This is a genomic window from Maribacter thermophilus (assembly GCF_001020565.1).
Lineage (GTDB): Bacteria > Bacteroidota > Bacteroidia > Flavobacteriales > Flavobacteriaceae > Maribacter > Maribacter thermophilus.
The window spans coordinates 2,444,609-2,463,385 of sequence record NZ_LDAS01000001.1 but is presented as its reverse complement, the minus strand read 5'-3'; the positions used below and the strand labels follow the sequence as shown (position 1 = coordinate 2,463,385).

The following is an 18,777-nucleotide window of genomic DNA, read 5'->3' as shown; positions in this document are numbered from 1 at the left end:
AAATGTTTATCTTAATTAATAGCAACTTCGTCTTCTGCTACCGTAGCCGTAGAATCTATGGCTTGTTCTATTTTTTCATCAGATTGTGGAGCATCGGGATCCACCCAAATGTCACCTTCCGGATCTTTTGGATTGGCCGGTGTACTTCCATTAATCTCTGTTAGTATATAGCTGGCTACTTGGGCTATTTGTGCAGGTTTTAAGGTAGATTTCCATGAAATCATACCTTTACCATCTCTACCACCTTCAGATATGGTGTTGAAAACATTTTTAATGCCCCCGCCAAGAATCCAATATTGATCTGTTAGGTTTGGACCAATACCACCGCCACCATCGGCCATGTGACAAGCTACACAATTGGACTCGAAAATTGTTTTACCGGCAGAAATATCGGAGGCTTCCGTTAGCAAGGTAACGCTGTTGGCGTCTACCAAATCTTTGGCTGTTTTTTTATAGGCTTCTATTTCTATTTGAGCTTGGGCAACCTCTTGCTCGTACTCCAATTCTTGGTCGTATGCATTAAACACATGAAAACGAACCAAATAGATAATACAGAAAAGAATAGTGGCATAGAACATATATACCCACCATGGCGGTAGCTTGTTGTCCAGCTCGCGAATACCATCGTAATTGTGGTCCAGTATAATTTCTTCCTCGGCTTCTATAGGTTTTGATCCAAGGAGTTTTTTGTACATCTTTTTGCCCCAACTCCATTCAAATCCTTTGTTTTTGGAGGCTAGGTAACGTTCTTTGGCCTCTTCTGACAATGTTTGGAACATGACATTTTCAATGGCCGCCAAGATCAGTTCTATACCTATAAGTAATAGCAGTATAAAAACTAAAAACATTAATGCCATTGGGTACGCTATAAATGCAGGCTGATCACCGGAGTCTATGAAATACTCCATCAGGCCAAAAGAGATAAAAAAGAGTAGTGGCAGTCTAATCCACCAAGGTCCTAAGTTTTTCATAATTCATTATTTTGTTGGTTAGTGTTTTCTAAAGGAATCTCGCTAACCTCTTTGATGTATGATTTTGATGCGGTAAATACCCACCAGAACAATACGACAAAGAAGACGAAGAAAATTAATAGTGATATCATTGGATAGGTGGCTACACCTTCAATGTTTTCCATATATCCTTTTACGAATTTTAACATGGCTTCTTAGTTTTTAGAGGTTGTTACGTTTGTTTCCTTTATTTTGATATCTGTTCCGAGACGTTGTAAATAGGCTATCAGGGCCACGATTTCGCGATCTCGCATTTCTACGAAATCTTCACCGTTTTCTGCCGCGTATTTTTTGTCGGCCTCATAGGTAGATGCAAAATCTGGGTCACTGTACAGGTTCTTCTCTATTTTTATGGCTTGTTCCGTCATACTGGCTTCGGCATTCTCGATATCCTCTTCGGTATAAGGAACCCCCAACTTGGCCAAACCTCTCATTTTTGCCTTTATATCGCTACGGTCATGCTTGTTTCTGACCAGCCATGAGTACGATGGCATTATAGAACCGGAAGAAGTGGTTTGTGGGTCGTACATATGGTTCAAATGCCAGTTATCTGTATATTTTCCACCTACCCTTAACAAGTCTGGCCCGGTTCTTTTACTTCCCCATAAGAACGGACGGTCATACACAAACTCACCTGCTTTTGCATATTCGCCATAACGTTCTACCTCACTTCTAAAAGGTCTTATCATTTGCGAGTGGCAGCCAACACAGCCTTCTCGTATATACAGGTCTCTACCTTCCAATTCTAAGGGAGTGTAAGGGGTTACACTTGTAATGGTAGGTATGTTCGATTTTACCAGAAGAGTAGGTATAATCTGTACCATACCGCCAATTAGGATGGCAACGGTAGCCAAAATGGTCAATTGTATAGGTTTACGCTCTAACCAAGTATGGAAAGTTTCTCCAGAGGTTCTGCTTTTTGATACTCTGGTAAGTGCAGGCGCTTCGGCCAATTCGTCTTCTACCTTCTGTCCGGACCTGATAGTTACAATAACATTGTAAACCATTGTAAGAGCACCGATAATATATAAACTACCACCTATGGCACGCATCCAGTACATGGGCATTATCTCGTGTACGGTTTCTAAGAAGTTACCGTATACCAATGTTCCATCGGGGTTAAAATCTTTCCACATCAGGGCTTGTGTAAACCCGGCAACATACATGGGTAATGTATAGAGTATAATTCCTAAGGTTCCTATCCAGAAGTGGAAATTGGCCAAACCAACGGAAGCTAACCTGGTCTTGAACATTTTTGGAACCAACCAATAGATCATACCAAAGGTCAAGAATCCGTTCCATGCAAGTGCGCCTACGTGAACGTGGGCAATGATCCAGTCGCTAAAGTGCGCAATGGCATTTACGTTTTTTAATGATAGCATAGGGCCTTCGAACGTTGCCATACCATAACCTGTAATGGCCACTACCATAAATTTTAAGGTTGGGTCGGTACGTACTTTGTCCCAAGCGCCCCTTAAAGTCAATAATCCATTGATCATACCTCCCCATGAAGGAGCTATCAACATTACAGAAAAGGCAACACCCAAATTCTGTGCCCAATCAGGTAGGGCCGAATATAATAAGTGGTGAGGACCTGCCCAGATGTAAATAAATATCAATGACCAGAAGTGAACTATGGAAAGTTTATAGGAGTATACAGGTCTGTTGGCCGCTTTAGGCACAAAATAGTACATAAGGCCCAAGAACGGAGTGGTCAAGAAGAAAGCCACCGCATTATGACCGTACCACCATTGTACCAAGGCATCTTGTACACCGGCATATACAGAATAACTTTTCATGGCCGTAACGGGCAATGCCAAACTATTGAATATATGAAGTACCGCAACCGTTACGAACGTGGCCAAATAAAACCAAATGGCAACATATAAATGTCGTTGTCTTCTTTTTATCATGGTGCCGATAAGGTTGGCGCCAAAGGCTACCCAAACAATGGCGATGCCTATATCTATGGGCCACTCTAACTCCGCATATTCTTTAGAAGTACTAAAACCTAAAGGGAGCGAAATTGCCGCGGCGACAATAACCAATTGCCAGCCCCAAAAATTAATGTTGCTTAAAATGTCGCTGAACATTCTGGCCTTTAAAAGGCGTTGGGTAGAATAATAGACCCCTGCGAAAATGGCATTACCGACAAAGGCAAAAATTACCGCATTGGTGTGTAAAGGCCTAAGACGACCAAAACTTAACCAGGATATACCATCCGTTAGGTTAGGGAACATAAACATATAAGCGAGCAAAAGACCAACTGACATGCCTACTATACCCCAGAACATTGTAGCGTAGATAAACTTTTTTACGATTTTATTATCGTAATAGAACTGCTGTACTTCCATAGTTGATTAGTTATTGATTTCTATTGATGTATCTATTTTGGTTTTCTTTGAATTCTTTTTTTTCTTGACAAGTTCGTCTTCAAAAAGTATCCTTACCGATGGAGTATAGGAATCATCGTATTGTCCGTTTTTTACCGATATAATAAAGGCGACAAAAAAAATGATGGCAACAGTTATACTGATGGCCAATAGAATATAAATGACACTCATACCTTTTTGAATTATGGGGTAAAATTACCGTTGACGATTAGTTTTAAATATGATATTTATCAGGTTTGTGATAAAATAACGCACCTATAAATTCGTGGGTTTTGCTATTTTGTAAAAAGGGATTGTTTAGTATATTGAACATAATTTTTTAATGCTTTAGTTAAGTTTTCTTCCAATAAGATTGGTCATGATTGTTGTGAAACCTACTACGCTAATGGAGCTTAGTGGCATTAGTATGGCGGCGATTACGGGTTCTAGTTGTCCTGTAACGGCGAAGTAGAGTCCAATTACATTATACAACAGTGACAATATGAAGCTTAATTTTATAATCTTCATGGCCTTTTTAGAAGCCATAATGTAGTTGTACAGTTGTTTAAGTTTGGAGGCATCCATGATCCCATCGCACGCGGGGGAGAAAACATTGATGTTCTCCGAGACGGCGATGCCTACCTCTGCCTGTGCCAAGGCTCCTGCATCGTTGAGGCCGTCACCTACCATTAATACTTTTTTATGCTGCTTTTGAAGTGATTTTATGAACTCTAATTTGTCTTCCGGTTTTTGATTGAAAAAGAGGGGGGTTAGTTTAGGTAACAATTTTTCCAGATTGGCTTTTTCTCCTTCATTGTCACCAGATAAAATGGCTATTTGAAAGGTTTCGGACATATTTTTAAAAAGCTCTGAAACCCCTTCTCTATATTCGTTATGGAATATATATTTTCCTTTGTAAAGGTCATTACTTGCAATATGCACAGCCGTATTTGCACTGTCACCGGCCTGGTGGTTTCCCACAAAATTAGAGGATCCTATCTTTATATGTTCATTGCCTTTACTGCCTTCCACGCCTTTTCCCAAATGTTCTTCGTACTCATCTAGGGTCACAATGTTCTGCTCTTCCAAGAGGTCGTATAAAGCCCTGCTGAGCGGGTGGTTAGAGGCACGTAACGTATTTTTTAAAAGCGATTCCTCTTTTGGGGTCAAAGGCATGCCCTCGTATGTGGCAGTGCTTTTCCGGGTGGTGGTAATAGTTCCTGTTTTGTCGAATATGGCCGTATCTACTTGGGCTAATTGTTCAATGGTAGCCGTATCTCTGAGATAGAATTTTTTCTGTCCAAAGATCCGTAACATGTTGCCCAAGGTAAAAGGGGATGCCAAGGCAATAGCACATGGGCATGCTATGATCAAGACCGCCGTAAATACGTTCATGGCCTTGCTTGGATCATGATAAAGCCAGAAAGCGGTGGCCAAAAAGGCGATGGAAAGTACACCGATGGTGAATCTTTTTCCAATACTATCCGTAAGCGTTTGAAACCTTGTAGATTTATCGGTCTTGAATACCGAGTTGCTCCATAATTGGGTGAGGTAACTTTGAGAAACGGATTTTAAGGCCTCCATTTCTATCGGGCCATTCATTTGCCTTCCTCCCGCAAATACTTTATCTCCAAATTCCCTCTCCACGGGTACTGATTCACCAGTGACAAAACTGTAATCTATTTTTGCCTTTCCCTTTAATAAAATACCGTCTACGGGAATCAATTCTTCGTTTCTAATTAATAGCCTGTCCCCTTGTTTTATTTCATGTACTTGGGTGCTTTCTTCTTTTCCGTTTTCAAAAATCTTGGTTACCGCAATAGGGAAATAAGATTTGTAATCCCGTTCGAAAGACAAAAACGAATATGTTTTTTGTTGAAAGAACTTGCCTAGCAGCAAAAAGAAAACCAAGCCTGTAAGCGAGTCAAAAAAACCACTTCCCCAATCAAATATAATTTCAAGGGTACTTCGTAAGAACAATACCAAAATACCTAAGGAAATAGGTACATCTATGTTCAATATTTTACTGCGCAATCCTTTGTAAGCGGATATAAAATAATCTGCTCCGGCATAAAAGACCACGGGCAACGAAAATGCGAACATCAACCATCTGAACACATCTTCGTATTGGTTCAGCCAATACTCTCCACCAGATGCCTCGCTGGTACTAAGGTCAAAATATTCAGGGAACGATAAAAACATGACATTGCCAAAGGCAAAGCCGGCAACCCCTAATTTATAGATAAGACTTCTGTCGGTACTTTTTTTCTTGTTGTCAAAATCATCTAAAGAGATATATGGCTCGTATCCTATTTTTGTTAATAATACGGCCAGTTGCTTCAATGATATTCCTTTACTATTATAGGTGATTCGAACGGTCTTTTTGGGAAAATCTACTTGAGATTGGGTAATGAACGGATTTAATTTGTTCATGTTTTCCAGTACCCAAATACAAGAACTGCAATGTATAAGGGGAATATACAGGTTTACTATTTGTAGACTACCATCATTGAATTCGGTTAGCCGGTCAACGATGGTTTCGTTGTCCAAAAAATCGTACTTGCCTTCTATGGCCGTTGGAGTGCTACCCGCACCAGACTGAAGATCGTAATAATAAGAGAGGTCGTTTTCTGAAAAAATTTCATAAACCGTTTTGCATCCATTACAACAAAAATACTTTTCGTCATATTCGATTACATTTGAACCACACTCGTCACCACAGTGATAACAATTTTGTTTGTCCATAATCCATTTGCTAATACCCTTTTGCAAAGATGCTGTTTGAGAGTACTAAAAAACATGATATTTATCAATTTTTAATTTTCCCGAAATAATTACTTTCACCGCTTATAATTTTTTTCAAATGGAAAGCAGGTGTGAAAGTTGCATAATTCGCCAATTCAATTCTTTACGTGCAATGAGTAAAGAGGAGTTAAAGAAGGTGTCCGATTCAAAAGTTACCAAATGCATTAAAAAAGGTGAACCCATTTTCGAGGAGGGTGAAAAACTAGATGGTGTTTACTGTATAAGGAACGGTATATCCAAACTTTCAAAATTAAGTGCCAATGGTAAGGATCAGATCGTAAAATTGGCCAGTAAAGGAGAGGTAATTGGGCAACGATCCGTAGTTGCGGAAGAAAATGTAAACCTAAGTGCAGTAGCCGTTAGCGATATGGAGGTGTGCTTCATACCAAAAGAACATATTGTTTCTACCCTACGTACCAATCCTAATTTTACTTTAGAGGTTTTGCGCCATATGGCCCATGATTTAAAGGAAGCCGACGACGTTTTGGTAAACATGAGCCAAAAAAGTGTTAAGCAACGTGTTGCAGAGGCTTTTCTTTATCTGAAAAATAACTATGGTGAGGATGAAGATGGCTTTTTGAACCTTACTCTTTCTCGTGAAGATATTTCCAATGTTGTAGGTACGGCTGTTGAGTCGTGTATCCGAATTATATCCGAATTTAAAAAGAAAGGATTTCTTAAGACTTCAGGAAAAAAAATATGCATCGCAGATGAACGTGCGCTAAAGGAATTGGCCGAAGGGTTTTGATATACAGGTACAGTATGTTTAGGGTTACCGGGTGCTTATGAAAACCTGATAGATGTCATAGTTTTACTTTTTTTGAAGAGATACTTTTACCCATGTTTATATGTAATATGGTATCTATGAAGCATGTATTGATTCCTACTGATTTTTCTGAATGTGCATGGAACGCTGTGAAGTATGCTTTAACAATGTTCCGTAACCAAGAGTGTACTTTTTATTTGTTGAATACGTACACGCCTGCCATATCTAGCAGTAGGTTTATGGCTACATCTTTAGAAGAGGGGCGTATGAGCAATAGTGCCGAGGAATACTCAAAAATGGGCCTTGCCAAGGTGTTGGAAAGAATTCGAAACGAATACGGTAATAAAAAACACCAGTTTAAAACAATATCATCTTTTAGCTTGTTGGTGGATGAAATTGTCGAGACTGTCGCCTTGTATAAAATAGAAATGGTAATTATGGGCACCAAAGGTGCCAGTAGCATCGAGGATGTGTTTATGGGCAGCAATACGGTCGGGGTCATAAAAACAATAAAAGACTGCCCGGTATTGGCCATACCGTACAACCACGATTTTAAAAGACCTTCAGAAATAGCCTTTGCTACGGATTTTACGCGTTTTTATACAAAGTCGGAGTTAAGGCCGCTGATAGAGTTGGCCAATTTTTTTGAGGCTACCATAAGAGTGGTACATGTGCAATATGAGATTAAAAATTTAACAGAGCTGCAACAGTTTAACCTAGAGATGTTACGTAAATATTTGGGTGATGTTGAGCACTACATACATACAATTTCCGAATTAAATTCTGTTTCAAAAACACTGGAGGTTTTTTCAAGGGAAATGGGCATTCATTTATTGGCCATGTTAAATTATCAGCATAGCTATATGGAACAGTTGACCAGGGAGCCGATCGTAAAAAGGGTTGCGTTTCATACGCAAATACCCCTGTTCGTTATACCCGAGCTTGGTATGACCTCGAACGCCAGGGTCAAAAACCATGATGAGATGTCGCTTTCTAAATAACTCTTTCATCAATGGGAGCATCTTCGTAAAAATCATCGAAGATTTTATGGGTGCTATAGTTTTCGGTAAGTACTTTGTATACCATCCATATAACCAATGCCTGCCCTAGTACGGTGCAATAAAAAATCCAGTTGAACGGAAAGTCCATGACTGACATAATCGTAACGGTGACCAAGGCCATTGTGGCCATTAGTACCCAAACATGAGATGAGGCTTTCATTTTTTATTATAAGTTAGGCTTTATTCCGCAAAAAGGGGGTTAATTTTTTTTTAAAATTTGATAAAGTTTGTTGATCTCCAGTGCTATATGTGTTGGTGTGCCATGTGGGTATGGTTGAACCGGTATCTTTCAAAAGGTATTTTAGGTATGTATATTTCGCAACTATTTGCCAAAAGTTGAAAACCTTTGTTATCTTTGTCTTGTTGTGTTGTGCCTCAAGCAACATTTGAGGCAGTTATGGTTATCGATTTTATAAATCGGTAGTAACCAATGAAAGGCTTTCCATTAAAGGGAGGCTTTTTTTGTTTATGACAGTTCCTTTCTAATGGGCATGTATAATACCATGTATTAACGAAGCGGCCAGCCTTGCCGTTTGATGGTCTACGTCGTAAGTAGGATTCATTTCGGCAATATCCACAGCTGCCAACTTACCCGAAAGCGTAATGGTCTTTAAACTTTCCAAGACCACATCTGGGGTAAAACCCATAGGTGACGGGGCACTTACCCCTGGGGCGTATGCAGAGGAAAAACCATCTAGATCTATGGTAACATAAACGAGATCCACATTTTTAATGAAAGCATTTATCCAAGCATTTATCTCATTGTGGAACTCTATTCTAAAAGTATCGCGCTGTATATAGATCACATCTAGTTCCTTGGCGGTCTTAAATAGGGAAGCGTCGTTCGCATCTTGTCTAATCCCCATACATAGGTAATGAAAGGGAAGGTTTTTTGCCTGACAATCTTTTGCTATTTGGAAAAAGGGAGTGCCGGAATTGGAACCGGTTTTATCGGATCGTAAATCAAAATGGGCATCAAAATTTATAATGCCGATAGTGGCATCGTCCTTGGCTATTTTAATTCCGTTATACGTGCCATAGGCCATATCATGACCACCTCCCAGGATAATGGGGAAAGCTCCAGCTTTTAATAGATCGCTTACTTTTTTAGAAAGTAAGGCTTGGGTATCCTTAAGTTCACCATCGCCGTGCCTTACATTGCCTACGTCATAAAAAGATGTTTTCTTGTTAAGATGGTTGGGCAGCTTTGCCAATTGTTTTCTAATGGCATCGGGTCCGTTTACGGCCCCTGTGCGACCTTGGTTCAATTTAACGCCTTCATCACATTCATAGCCCAAAAGTGCTATGGTCTTGTTGGTATTGCTTTTTAGTTCGGAAATATCGGTACATAAGATCTTCTCATGTAAATACAATTCTTGGTCGGAGGTTCTTCCGGTATATATATTAGCTTTAGTAGGTTTGTATTTTGGCATAAATTATTCGTTTAAAACAAATCTTGTAATAGGTGATCGTCGACTAAGTTAGGTAAAGTTACCTTGAGTTTGGGTGTGCGTTCCATTTCTCTTTTTATGGCAAACATGGCTTCTTTGTTCCGTGCCCAGCTTCTACGTGAAATGCCGTTGTTTACGTCATAAAAAAGCATGTTTTTTAATTTTTCGGAAGCTTCTTTGGATCCATCCAAAACCATTCCGAAACCTCCGTTGATGACTTCTCCCCATCCAACGCCGCCACCGTTATGTATAGACACCCACGTAGCCCCCCTAAAACTATCGCCAATAACGTTGTGGATGGCCATATCTGCCGTAAATTTACTGCCATCATAAATATTACTGGTCTCTCGGTACGGAGAATCTGTTCCGCTAACATCGTGATGGTCTCTACCTAAAACCACGGGTGCAGAAATTTCACCTGATGCAACGGCATGGTTAAAAGCTTCGGCAATTTTTGCCCTTCCTTCTGCATCGGTATATAAAATTCTGGCCTGGGATCCCACGACCAGCTGGTTCTTTTCCGCTTCGGCTATCCATTTAATATTGTCTTGCATCTGTTGCTGGATCTCTTTTGGGGCACTTAGTTTTATCTGTTCCATTATTTTCAGTGCGATGGCATCGGTGATTTTTAAATCTTTTGGGTCACCAGAGGTACACACCCAACGAAAAGGGCCAAAGCCATAATCGAAACACATGGGTCCCAAAATATCTTGAACATAAGAGGGGTATTTAAAATCAATGTTGTTTTCTGCCATTACATCGGCACCTGCCCGGGAGGCTTCTAACAAAAAGGCGTTTCCGTAGTCGAAAAAATAAGTGCCTTTTTTGGTGTGTTCGTTAATGGCGGCAGCGTGTCTTCGTAAAGATGCTCTTACTTTCTCCTGAAATAGCGAAGGTTCTGAACTCAAAAGCTGATTGGCTTCTTCAAAGCTTAGGTCTACGGGGTAATATCCTCCTGCCCACGGGTTATGTAATGATGTTTGGTCCGATCCCAGATGCACAAATATTTTTTCTTTGTAAAAACGCTCCCAGACAATAACGACGTTCCCTATAAACGCAAGGGACACCGTCTCTTTCTTTACAATGGCCTTTTTGGTTCTATCCACCAAAATATCTATATCCTCTATTAATTCATCTACCCAACCTTGTCGATATCTTTTTTTGGCGGCTTCGGGGTTTACCTCGGCACATACCGTAATGCATTCGGCAATATTTCCGGCCTTGGGCTGGGCCCCGCTCATACCACCAAGTCCGGCCGTTAAAAACACCTTTCCTTTCGTGCTTTCGGTAGGTTTTAAAACTTTTCTAAAGGCATTCATAATGGTAATGGTAGTGCCGTGCACAATGCCTTGAGGTCCAATGTACATATAAGACCCGGCTGTCATTTGACCGTATTGCGTTACGCCAAGGGCATTGTATTTTTCCCAATCATCGGGGCTCGAGTAGTTAGGGATCATCATACCATTGGTAACGATGACCCTTGGTGCATTTTTAGAGGAAGGGAAAAGTCCCATGGGATGCCCAGAGTAGATATGTAGTGTTTGTTCATCTGTTATTGTCGCCAAATACTGCATGGTCAATAGGTATTGAGCCCAGTTCTGAAACACGGCTCCGTTGCCGCCATAGGTAATCAACTCTTCGGGGTGCTGTGCAACGGCAGGATTCAAATTGTTCTGTATCATGAGCATTATGGCCGCAGCATGGGGTGTTTTCGAAGGGTATTCTGAAATGGGCCTGGCGTACATTTCATAATCGGGCATAAAACGATACATATAAATGCGCCCATAATTTTTTAGTTCTTGGGCAAATTCTTTGGAAAGTTCCCCATGCCATTCTTCCGGAAAATAACGCAGGGCGTTTCTGATCGCCAGTTTTTTTTCTTCAACAGAAAGTATATCCTTTCTTGCAGGGGCATGACTGACCTTGTTCGAACGATGTTTTTTTGGGGGCAATTCAGAAGGAATTCCCTGTAGTATTTGAGATTTAAAATCCATGATCAAGCTTTGTGTTTATTAAAGACCAATTCACCTTTTTTCCATACCATACAAGGTTTTAGGTTGCCTTGGTTGTATAATATTTCTTGGTAATTATCGGTATGAAATAAATTAAAGTCAGCTAACTGACCTTCGGTCAATTTTCCTCTGTCGTTAAGGTTAAGGGCGGCGGCGGCACGAACGGTTATACCGGCCAATACCTCGGCATTGGTCAATTTTTCAAAGGTGCCAAGAATCGTAGCTTGGGTAAGCAGGTCTCCCATTGGTGCAGAACCGGGGTTGTGGTCACTGGCAATGGCAAGGGTGGCACCGGCATCTAAAAGTTTACGGGCGGGGGTAAAATTGCAGCCCAGGCCAATAGATGCCCCTGGCAAGGCCGTAGCTATGGTGTTACTCTTGGCCAAGAGCTCAATTTCCTTTTCGGTACTGGCCTCTAGATGATCGGCACTGATCGCGTTAAAATCTACGGCCACTTGGCTTCCCCCGGTCGTAAATTGATCGGCGTGTACGGTAATGTTAAAACCCATTTCTTTTGCTTTTGAGAAATATGGGGTTATCTGTGCTACGGAGAATGCGCTTTCTTCTACAAAAGCATCTATTCTGTTGGTTAATTGTTGCTCTTTTAACTTAGGGAACAACAAAGTGCTTATTTCCTCTAAATAGGCAACTTCGTTACCATCATAATCCTTGGGGAGCATATGGGCCGCAAGGCATGTTGGTACCAAATCTGTTTTAAGTAATGCATTGGCATCTTGTATGGCCTGTAGCATTTTTAGTTCTTCGGCAACGGTTAATCCATAACCACTTTTAACCTCTAAAGTGGTAGTTCCGTTTTTAAGATGGCGATTGGCCAATTTTATAGTGCTTATAGTTAGTTGCTCTTTGGAGGCCAATCTAGTTTGGGTCACCGTATCCCAGATACCGCCTCCGGCTTTGGCAATCTCTAAATAACTTTTACCCGAATTTCGCAAGGCATAATCGTTGGCTCTAGAACCTCCAAAACATATATGTGTATGGGCATCTATGAAACCCGGAAGGCAGACATGATCGCCCTTTAATTCGAACATTTCTGCTTTGGGATGGTCTTTTTTTAAAGATTCGTACAGGCCGGTAGCTACAATCTTTTCTTCGGAAACCAGTAGCCCCCCGTTTTCTATGATCTGTAATTGACTATCCGATAGAGCGCCTTTTAAGGGCAACACGTTCATTGTCAACAGTTGCTTAAATGGGCCTATTAGTTTTTGTTTGTTCATGAAGCTATTTTAATAGTTTTCAAATTCTTCCGAATACTTGGTTTTTAGCGAGATGCCTTTTTCTTTTTCTATTGTTCCAATAAGGGATATAATGGTCTTGTCCTGTATCATTTTAATTCCCTTTTCAATATCATGGGCAAAAACGCGGTCCTTGTCAGCAAAAGGCACTTGTTTTCTAACCTCCTTGTGTACTTCCTCTAAAAAGATACCGGACTTTAAAGGTTTTCTGTATTCAAAGGCCTGTGCGGCCGTCAGTAATTCTATGGCCAATATTTTTTCGACGTTTTCAATGACTTGTAAAGCCTTTCGACCTCCGATAGACCCCATACTTACATGATCTTCCTGCCCTAAAGATGTGGGTATGCTATCTGCACTGGACGGAAAACACAATCCTTTGTTTTCGCTCGCCAAGGCGGCAGAGGTATATTGTAGGATCATGTAACCAGAATTGATACCAGTGTCTTTCATTAATAATTTAGGAACACCCGGACTGTTGCCCTCCAGTGCCAAATAAATGCGACGGTCGGAGATGTTTCCGATTTCCGAAGCGGCCAAACAGGCGTAATCCAGTGCCATGGCTAAGGGTTGCCCATGAAAGTTACCTCCGCTAATGGTAAGGTCTTCATTGATAATGACGGGGTTGTCGGTAACCGAATTTAATTCTACTTCCAATAGTTCTTTTAAATGAAGCCATGCATTTCTAGATGCCCCATGTACTTGAGGTATACAACGAAGGGAGTATGGGTCTTGAACACGGTCACAATCTACATGGTCTTCCATAATTTCAGAACCTTTGAGCAAACGTTTTACCCTTCTGGCCACATGAATGTTTCCTTTAAAAGGACGTAGGTCGTGCAGTTCTTTATAGAAGGGTTTTACAGAACCCTGTAGACCTTCTATCATCATGGCCCCAATAATATCTGCTTGGGACAAAACGGCATGTAGTCTATCTACCACTTTTACGGCATGGGCCGCAATGAATTGTGTGCCGTTTATAAGGGCCAGGCCTTCTTTAGGCCCTAGGTCCAATGGTTTTAGTCCTGTTTTATCGAATAAATCAGATGTGGAAATTTCATGTCCTTCATAATGTACCTTGCCCAAACCTATTAATGGTAGAAATAAATGGGATAGTGGTGCCAGGTCTCCCGATGCCCCTACAGAACCCTGAGAGGGAACAACCGGAATGGCATTATTTTCTATATGCCATATAATACGTTCCAATGTATCTATGGATATGCCGGAATAACCTTTTGCCAATGAATGGGCTTTTAATACCAACATTATCTTGGCAATTTCACTTCCAATGGGCTTGCCAACACCAACGCTATGGCTTTTTAAGATGTTGGTTTGTAATATATCGGTTTCTGTCTTGGATATTTTAGTGGTGCACAAGGGACCGAAACCTGTATTTATTCCATATACAGGATGTCCTTTTTCGACTATTTTCTGGACAATATTCCAGCTCTTTTCAATCTTTTTTCGAGTTGCTTCCGATAATACAATAGAGGTGGTTCCGTTGCAGATGTTCAATGCGATCCCTGCAGTTAGCCAGTCTTCGCCGAGTTTAAAGGTTTTTGGTGCCACTGTGTTACTTTTTATTTTTCCACATAAATATATTTGTTAAGTTTGATAATTACCAATACTATTTTAGTGAACAATCAATAACTATGGGTTCTCAAATTGAATTAAGGCATCTTACTTATTTTTTGGCCGTGGCAGAAGAGTTGCACTTTAGAAAAGCTGCGGAAAAACTCTTTATCTCGCAACCCGGCCTTAGTCGGCAGATCAAACAGATGGAAACCATTTTACAGGCGAAACTTTTTGAGAGAAACAAGAAAAAGGTATCGCTTACCCCTGCAGGACATTATTTAAAAGAACAGGCCGAAGATATTTTTAAACAGTTAAAGGAAACCCGTAGGCAATTGCAGTTGATCGGGGAAGGGGATACAGGTGAGGTGCGAATCGGCTTTTTGGGTTCTGCGATGCAAAATGTAATACCTGAACTTTTGGTGAAGCTAAGGGATAAGTTTCCGAAAATTAAGACATCGTTGGAGGAACGTTCTAATCTGGAACAAGTAGAAGCAGTATTGAAAGATGAATTGGATTTGGGGTTTGTAAGATTGTCCAGGGTACCTGCGGAACTACATATGCAAACGGTATTTAAGGATACGTTCTCTTTGGTACTACCAGAAAGTTACCCTATGTTGACACGGGAGTATAACGGAATGGAGCGGTTTGCCAACGATAATTTTATCATGTTCGGGCAAGAGGACAGTCCTTTCTATTATGAAACCATAATGAGTATTTGTTCAGATGCGGGCTTTATACCCAAGGTATCCCATAAATCGGTGCACGCACAGACGATTTTTAAATTGGTAGAGAACAATCTAGGTATAGCGATAGTACCTACTGCTTTGCAAAACGGTTTTCAAATGGGGATTAAATTTATAGAGTTGAAGAATGTGAGTCAAAGAGCTTTGCTATCCGTTATATGGAAAAAAGAAAATAGCAATCCGGTATTAAAAAACTGTATAGATCTTTTGTTGAAATAAGGCAGAACGGTTTAAGACTTAAAATTATGTTAGATAAATTTTTCTAAAAAGACTTTCTGCTATTTTTACCTTAATTAAAAAGTGAGATATGATTTTTGATTTGATACAAAAAAGGCGTTCGATTTTTCCTGCACAGTACAACACTGATCCTATAGATAAGCAGGATATAGAAAAGATTTTGGAGGCTGCCAATTGGGCGCCTAGCCACAAGAAGACAGAGCCTTGGCGGTTTAAGGTGGTACAAGGGGAGGCTAAAGACCGTTTGGGAGAATTTCTTTCTGCCAAGTATCAAGAATTGGACCCGAACCCAAAACAGGTAAAAATTAAAAAACTGATGGAGAATCCGAAGAAGTCGGGTGCGGTTATAGCCATTTGTATGCAGCGCGACCCTAATGAAAGTGTGCCGGAGTGGGAAGAGATCTCGGCAGTGGCTATGGCTGTTCAGAATATGTGGCTATGCTGTACCGAAATGGGCATTGGGGCTTATTGGAGTTCTCCGGGTCTAATAAAACATATGGGCGAATTCTTTGAGATGGCCGAAGGTGAAAAATGCCTAGGTTTCTTTTATATGGGGCATTTTGATGGAGAGTGGCCCGAGCAGCCCCGTGGTCCTATTTCCGATAAAACCGTTTGGTTGGACTAATTAAAATAGGGAAAAAGTGCCGATTTGTACTCCCATGCCGTTGCTATAAACAATCCTAAGTAGATAATAGCGACCATAAACTTTAAAAAAGTTCCCGTTAAAAATCCAAGAAAAGATCCAAAAGCAGCCTTTGTGGCTGTTTTTTTATCGGCTTTATTTAATAGCTCTCCGACCAAGGCACCTACAAATGGCCATACAATAATGCCAAAAGGTCCTAGAACCGGAAAAACCAGGGCTACAAGTAAGCCAATGGTCGTGCCTATTACCCCTGCTTTTGTGCCGCCGAACTTTTTAGTGCCCATGGCGGGTATTACATAGTCCAATGCAAAAACGATCAATGCTATGGCAAAGGTAACACCTAATACCCACCAGTTGTTCGGAATAGCTTTGGTAAGATATAATAGAAGCAAACCAAGCCAACTGATCGGAGGGCCGGGTAATACCGGTAAGAAACTGCCCAATATCCCTATTAACATACAAATAAAACCCAGAAGTAATAATACAATATCCATAGTACAAATGTTAGACAAAAATAGATCGGATTTGTTACAATCGTTGAAAAAAATGTACAGTTTCTATTTATTTTTGCGAATCATAAAAAAATAAACAATTAAAATTTAGCAATTTATGAAAAGGGCATTGTTTGCTTTTAGTTTACTATTGTCAATAGCCGCACAAGGCCAAAATTTAGAAGGTGTAATCAACGATAGCGAAGGCAATGCTTTGCAAGATGTTGGCGTTTTTAATAAGAATAGCGGACAGCACAGCCATTCTGATGTTTCGGGTAATTTTTTATTGCTGAATACCAGCGTTAACGATTCTATTTATTTCTCAAGTTTAGGGTATGCAACCAAATTATGGGTGGTAAAAAAAGAAGATATGGCGAAGCCTATTTCCATTGTTATGGAAAGTGCTTCCATTTCTTTGGATCAGGTGGTATTGACATCAAAGGTAGATGTATTGAGCCAGTTGGTAGATATAGACGTTGAGGCGAGTCCGGTGAAGTCTTCCCAAGAAATTTTAAGAAAGGTGCCGGGCCTTATTATCGGTCAGCATGCCGGCGGAGGAAAAGCGGAGCAAATTTTCTTGCGCGGTTTCGATATTGATCATGGTACCGATATTTCAATTAGTGTCGATGGTTTGCCGGTAAATATGGTTTCCCATGCGCATGGGCAAGGCTATGCGGATCTACATTTTGTAATACCGGAGACCATTGAGAACATCAATTTTGGTAAGGGCCCTTTTTATGCGGAACAAGGGAATTTTAACACGGCCGGTTATGTAGATCTACACCTTCGAAAAAGTATCGATAATAATATGGCCTCTGTAGAGATCGGACAGTTCAACACCCAAAGGTTTTTGGGTATGTTCAATGTAATGGATACAGGTAATAGCGATGCCTATATTGCTTCTGAACTTTATTTGACGGATGGCCCGGTAGAATCGCCACAAAATTTTAACCGAGTAAACATTATGGGTAGGTATAGGTATAAGCTGCCCGGGCATCAAGAATTATTGTTGACTGCGTCTCACTTTACAAGCAAGTGGGATGCAAGCGGACAAATACCACAGCGTGCCGTGGATCAGGGATTGATCAGTAGATTTGGGTCTATAGATGATACCGATGGGGGAGAGACCTCCAGAACCAATATTTTGTTAAATCACCATAAAACATTACAGGATGGAGGGGCTATTCGTTCAAAGGCCTACGTTTCTCAGTATGATTTTGAACTGTATTCGAACTTTACTTTTTTTTTGGACGACCCCATAAATGGAGATCAGATAAAGCAAAAAGAAAGTAGGATGACCGTAGGTGCCGAAACCATTTATGAAAATTACAAGAAGAACTGGGGAAGTGAAGGTTTGGCCTATAGGGGAGGAATCGGTTTTAGATACGATAATAGTGATGATAACGAATTGTCACATACCTTGAACAGGCAGACGGTACTGAACAGCATTTCTTATGGGGATATCGATGAGGTAAATACCTATGGTTTTTTTGATGCCAAATTAAAATGGGGCGATTTTATGTTTAATCCATCGGTACGATTAGATTATTTCAAGTTCGATTATGTGAACAAGCTAAGTGAGCTTTACGATAATCAAAGTCAAGATAAACTAGCGTTCAGCCCTAAATTCAATACCACCTTTACCCCTAATTTAAACACCCAGTTTTTTCTAAAGGCGGGTATGGGGTTCCATTCCAACGACACTAGGGTGGTGGTCGCAAACAATGGGGAAGACGTATTGCCGGCCGCATATGGAATAGATTTAGGGACCATTGTTAAACCTGCAGATAAGTTGGTGCTCAATGCTACTTTGTGGAGTTTGTTCATGGATCAAGAGTTTGTGTATGTCGGTGATGCCGGTATTGTGGAGCCAAGTGGAAAAACCAGAAGGTTGGGATTAGAGGTAGGGGCCAGGTACCAAGCTGCTGACTGGCTGTACCTTTATGTAGATGGTAACTATACCCATGCAAGAAGTACCGATGAGCCCGATGGGGAAGATTATATTCCGTTGGCACCCGATTTTACGACATCAGGCGGTTTTACGGTCGATGCTCCCAATGGTATTTCTGGCGGAATTAATTATAGATATGTGGATGATCGTGCGGCGAACGAAGACAACTCCATCGTTGCGGACGGCTATTTTGTAACAGATGCCAATATTAATTATAGTCTTAAAAATTGGACTTTTGGTATCATTGTAGAAAACCTCTTCGATACCGATTGGAACGAAACCCAATTTGCTACAGAAAGCCGCCTTTTTAACGAAGCCGATCCTGTTGAAGAAATTCACTTTACACCCGGAACCCCTTTCTATTTAAGAGGAAAGGTATCCGTAACTTTTTAAGTAGATACTATTTATTT

Annotated in this window: 16 protein-coding genes; 5 read left to right on the top strand and 11 right to left on the bottom strand. The window is 40.7% G+C overall.

The features are described from left to right. Positions 1-11: 11 nt before the first annotated feature. From AB657_RS10650 to AB657_RS10630, 5 genes are all read right to left on the bottom strand, one after another. Entirely contained in the window at positions 12-971 is a 960-nt protein-coding gene (locus tag AB657_RS10650) for a cbb3-type cytochrome c oxidase N-terminal domain-containing protein (RefSeq protein ID WP_047246470.1), read from the bottom strand. Then, complete coding sequence (locus AB657_RS10645; protein ID WP_047246469.1) at positions 968-1,159, bottom strand: cytochrome c oxidase subunit IV; 192 nt, start codon at positions 1,157-1,159, stop codon at positions 968-970. The genes AB657_RS10650 and AB657_RS10645 overlap by 4 nt, the downstream gene beginning before the upstream one ends. 6 nt (positions 1,160-1,165) lie before the next feature. Continuing rightward, positions 1,166-3,364 carry a cytochrome-c oxidase, cbb3-type subunit I gene (ccoN, locus tag AB657_RS10640; RefSeq protein WP_047246468.1) on the bottom strand — a complete coding sequence of 733 codons (2,199 nt, stop codon included), beginning with the start codon at positions 3,362-3,364 and terminating at the stop codon, positions 1,166-1,168. A 6-nt stretch (positions 3,365-3,370) separates the two neighbouring features. Further along, entirely contained in the window at positions 3,371-3,574 is a 204-nt protein-coding gene (gene ccoS, locus AB657_RS10635) for a cbb3-type cytochrome oxidase assembly protein CcoS (RefSeq protein ID WP_047246467.1), read from the bottom strand. Positions 3,575-3,730: 156 nt separating this feature from the next. Then, the gene (locus AB657_RS10630) at positions 3,731-6,127 is read right to left on the bottom strand and encodes a heavy metal translocating P-type ATPase (protein WP_047246466.1); all 2,397 of its coding nucleotides are present in this window, start codon (positions 6,125-6,127) and stop codon (positions 3,731-3,733) included. A gap of 172 nt (positions 6,128-6,299) precedes the next feature. On the opposite strand from AB657_RS10630, the gene AB657_RS10625 reads away from it, so the two are divergent. Both AB657_RS10625 and AB657_RS10620 read left to right on the top strand, forming a co-directional pair. Further along, positions 6,300-6,935, top strand: coding sequence for a Crp/Fnr family transcriptional regulator (locus tag AB657_RS10625; protein WP_232304872.1), 636 nt, complete (start codon positions 6,300-6,302; stop codon positions 6,933-6,935). A gap of 116 nt (positions 6,936-7,051) precedes the next feature. Then, positions 7,052-7,954, top strand: a complete 903-nt coding sequence (locus AB657_RS10620) for a universal stress protein (protein ID WP_047247935.1) — start codon at positions 7,052-7,054, stop codon at positions 7,952-7,954. Here the strand turns inward: AB657_RS10620 and AB657_RS10615 are convergent. The 5 genes from AB657_RS10615 to hutH form a co-directional block, all read right to left on the bottom strand. Further along, positions 7,947-8,174 carry a hypothetical protein gene (locus AB657_RS10615; RefSeq protein ID WP_047246464.1) on the bottom strand — a complete coding sequence of 76 codons (228 nt, stop codon included), beginning with the start codon at positions 8,172-8,174 and terminating at the stop codon, positions 7,947-7,949. The genes AB657_RS10620 and AB657_RS10615 overlap by 8 nt on opposite strands. Before the next feature lie 322 nt (positions 8,175-8,496). Continuing rightward, positions 8,497-9,447, bottom strand: coding sequence for a formimidoylglutamase (hutG, locus tag AB657_RS10605; protein ID WP_047246462.1), 951 nt, complete (start codon positions 9,445-9,447; stop codon positions 8,497-8,499). Positions 9,448-9,458: 11 nt separating this feature from the next. Beyond that, complete coding sequence (locus AB657_RS10600) at positions 9,459-11,459, bottom strand: urocanate hydratase (protein WP_047246461.1); 2,001 nt, start codon at positions 11,457-11,459, stop codon at positions 9,459-9,461. A 2-nt stretch (positions 11,460-11,461) separates the two neighbouring features. After that, positions 11,462-12,712 (bottom strand): imidazolonepropionase, encoded by a 1,251-nt coding sequence (gene hutI / locus AB657_RS10595; protein WP_047246460.1) that lies wholly within the window; start codon positions 12,710-12,712, stop codon positions 11,462-11,464. 9 nt (positions 12,713-12,721) lie between these two features. Continuing rightward, the gene (gene hutH, locus AB657_RS10590) at positions 12,722-14,296 is read right to left on the bottom strand and encodes a histidine ammonia-lyase (protein WP_047246459.1); all 1,575 of its coding nucleotides are present in this window, start codon (positions 14,294-14,296) and stop codon (positions 12,722-12,724) included. A gap of 83 nt (positions 14,297-14,379) precedes the next feature. Here hutH and AB657_RS10585 point away from each other — a divergent pair, with 83 nt between their 5' ends. Then, the gene (locus AB657_RS10585) at positions 14,380-15,264 is read left to right on the top strand and encodes a LysR substrate-binding domain-containing protein (protein WP_047246458.1); all 885 of its coding nucleotides are present in this window, start codon (positions 14,380-14,382) and stop codon (positions 15,262-15,264) included. An 88-nt stretch (positions 15,265-15,352) separates the two neighbouring features. Continuing rightward, on the top strand, positions 15,353-15,907 hold the full coding sequence (locus AB657_RS10580; protein ID WP_047246457.1) for a nitroreductase family protein: 555 nt from the start codon (positions 15,353-15,355) through the stop codon (positions 15,905-15,907). On the opposite strand, the gene AB657_RS10575 is transcribed toward AB657_RS10580, so the two are convergent. Further along, a complete protein-coding gene (locus AB657_RS10575) occupies positions 15,904-16,419 on the bottom strand; it encodes a DUF456 domain-containing protein (RefSeq protein ID WP_047246456.1) in 516 nt (171 codons plus the stop codon). The two genes, AB657_RS10580 and AB657_RS10575, sit on opposite strands and share 4 nt — an antisense overlap. Before the next feature lie 115 nt (positions 16,420-16,534). Between AB657_RS10575 and AB657_RS10570 the strand changes: the two genes are divergently transcribed. After that, on the top strand, positions 16,535-18,760 hold the full coding sequence (locus AB657_RS10570; protein WP_047246455.1) for a TonB-dependent receptor: 2,226 nt from the start codon (positions 16,535-16,537) through the stop codon (positions 18,758-18,760). Positions 18,761-18,777 lie beyond the last annotated feature (17 nt).

Coding starts and splice junctions, on each gene's coding strand:
- AB657_RS10650 (WP_047246470.1), bottom strand. CDS start 971: ATGAAAAACTTAGGACCTTGGTGGATTAGACTGCCACTACTCTTTTTT.
- AB657_RS10645 (WP_047246469.1), bottom strand. CDS start 1,159: ATGTTAAAATTCGTAAAAGGATATATGGAAAACATTGAAGGTGTAGCC.
- ccoN (WP_047246468.1), bottom strand. CDS start 3,364: ATGGAAGTACAGCAGTTCTATTACGATAATAAAATCGTAAAAAAGTTT.
- ccoS (WP_047246467.1), bottom strand. CDS start 3,574: ATGAGTGTCATTTATATTCTATTGGCCATCAGTATAACTGTTGCCATC.
- AB657_RS10630 (WP_047246466.1), bottom strand. CDS start 6,127: ATGGACAAACAAAATTGTTATCACTGTGGTGACGAGTGTGGTTCAAAT.
- AB657_RS10625 (WP_232304872.1), top strand. CDS start 6,300: ATGAGTAAAGAGGAGTTAAAGAAGGTGTCCGATTCAAAAGTTACCAAA.
- AB657_RS10620 (WP_047247935.1), top strand. CDS start 7,052: ATGAAGCATGTATTGATTCCTACTGATTTTTCTGAATGTGCATGGAAC.
- AB657_RS10615 (WP_047246464.1), bottom strand. CDS start 8,174: ATGAAAGCCTCATCTCATGTTTGGGTACTAATGGCCACAATGGCCTTG.
- hutG (WP_047246462.1), bottom strand. CDS start 9,447: ATGCCAAAATACAAACCTACTAAAGCTAATATATATACCGGAAGAACC.
- AB657_RS10600 (WP_047246461.1), bottom strand. CDS start 11,459: ATGGATTTTAAATCTCAAATACTACAGGGAATTCCTTCTGAATTGCCC.
- hutI (WP_047246460.1), bottom strand. CDS start 12,712: ATGAACAAACAAAAACTAATAGGCCCATTTAAGCAACTGTTGACAATG.
- AB657_RS10585 (WP_047246458.1), top strand. CDS start 14,380: ATGGGTTCTCAAATTGAATTAAGGCATCTTACTTATTTTTTGGCCGTG.
- AB657_RS10580 (WP_047246457.1), top strand. CDS start 15,353: ATGATTTTTGATTTGATACAAAAAAGGCGTTCGATTTTTCCTGCACAG.
- AB657_RS10575 (WP_047246456.1), bottom strand. CDS start 16,419: ATGGATATTGTATTATTACTTCTGGGTTTTATTTGTATGTTAATAGGG.
- AB657_RS10570 (WP_047246455.1), top strand. CDS start 16,535: ATGAAAAGGGCATTGTTTGCTTTTAGTTTACTATTGTCAATAGCCGCA.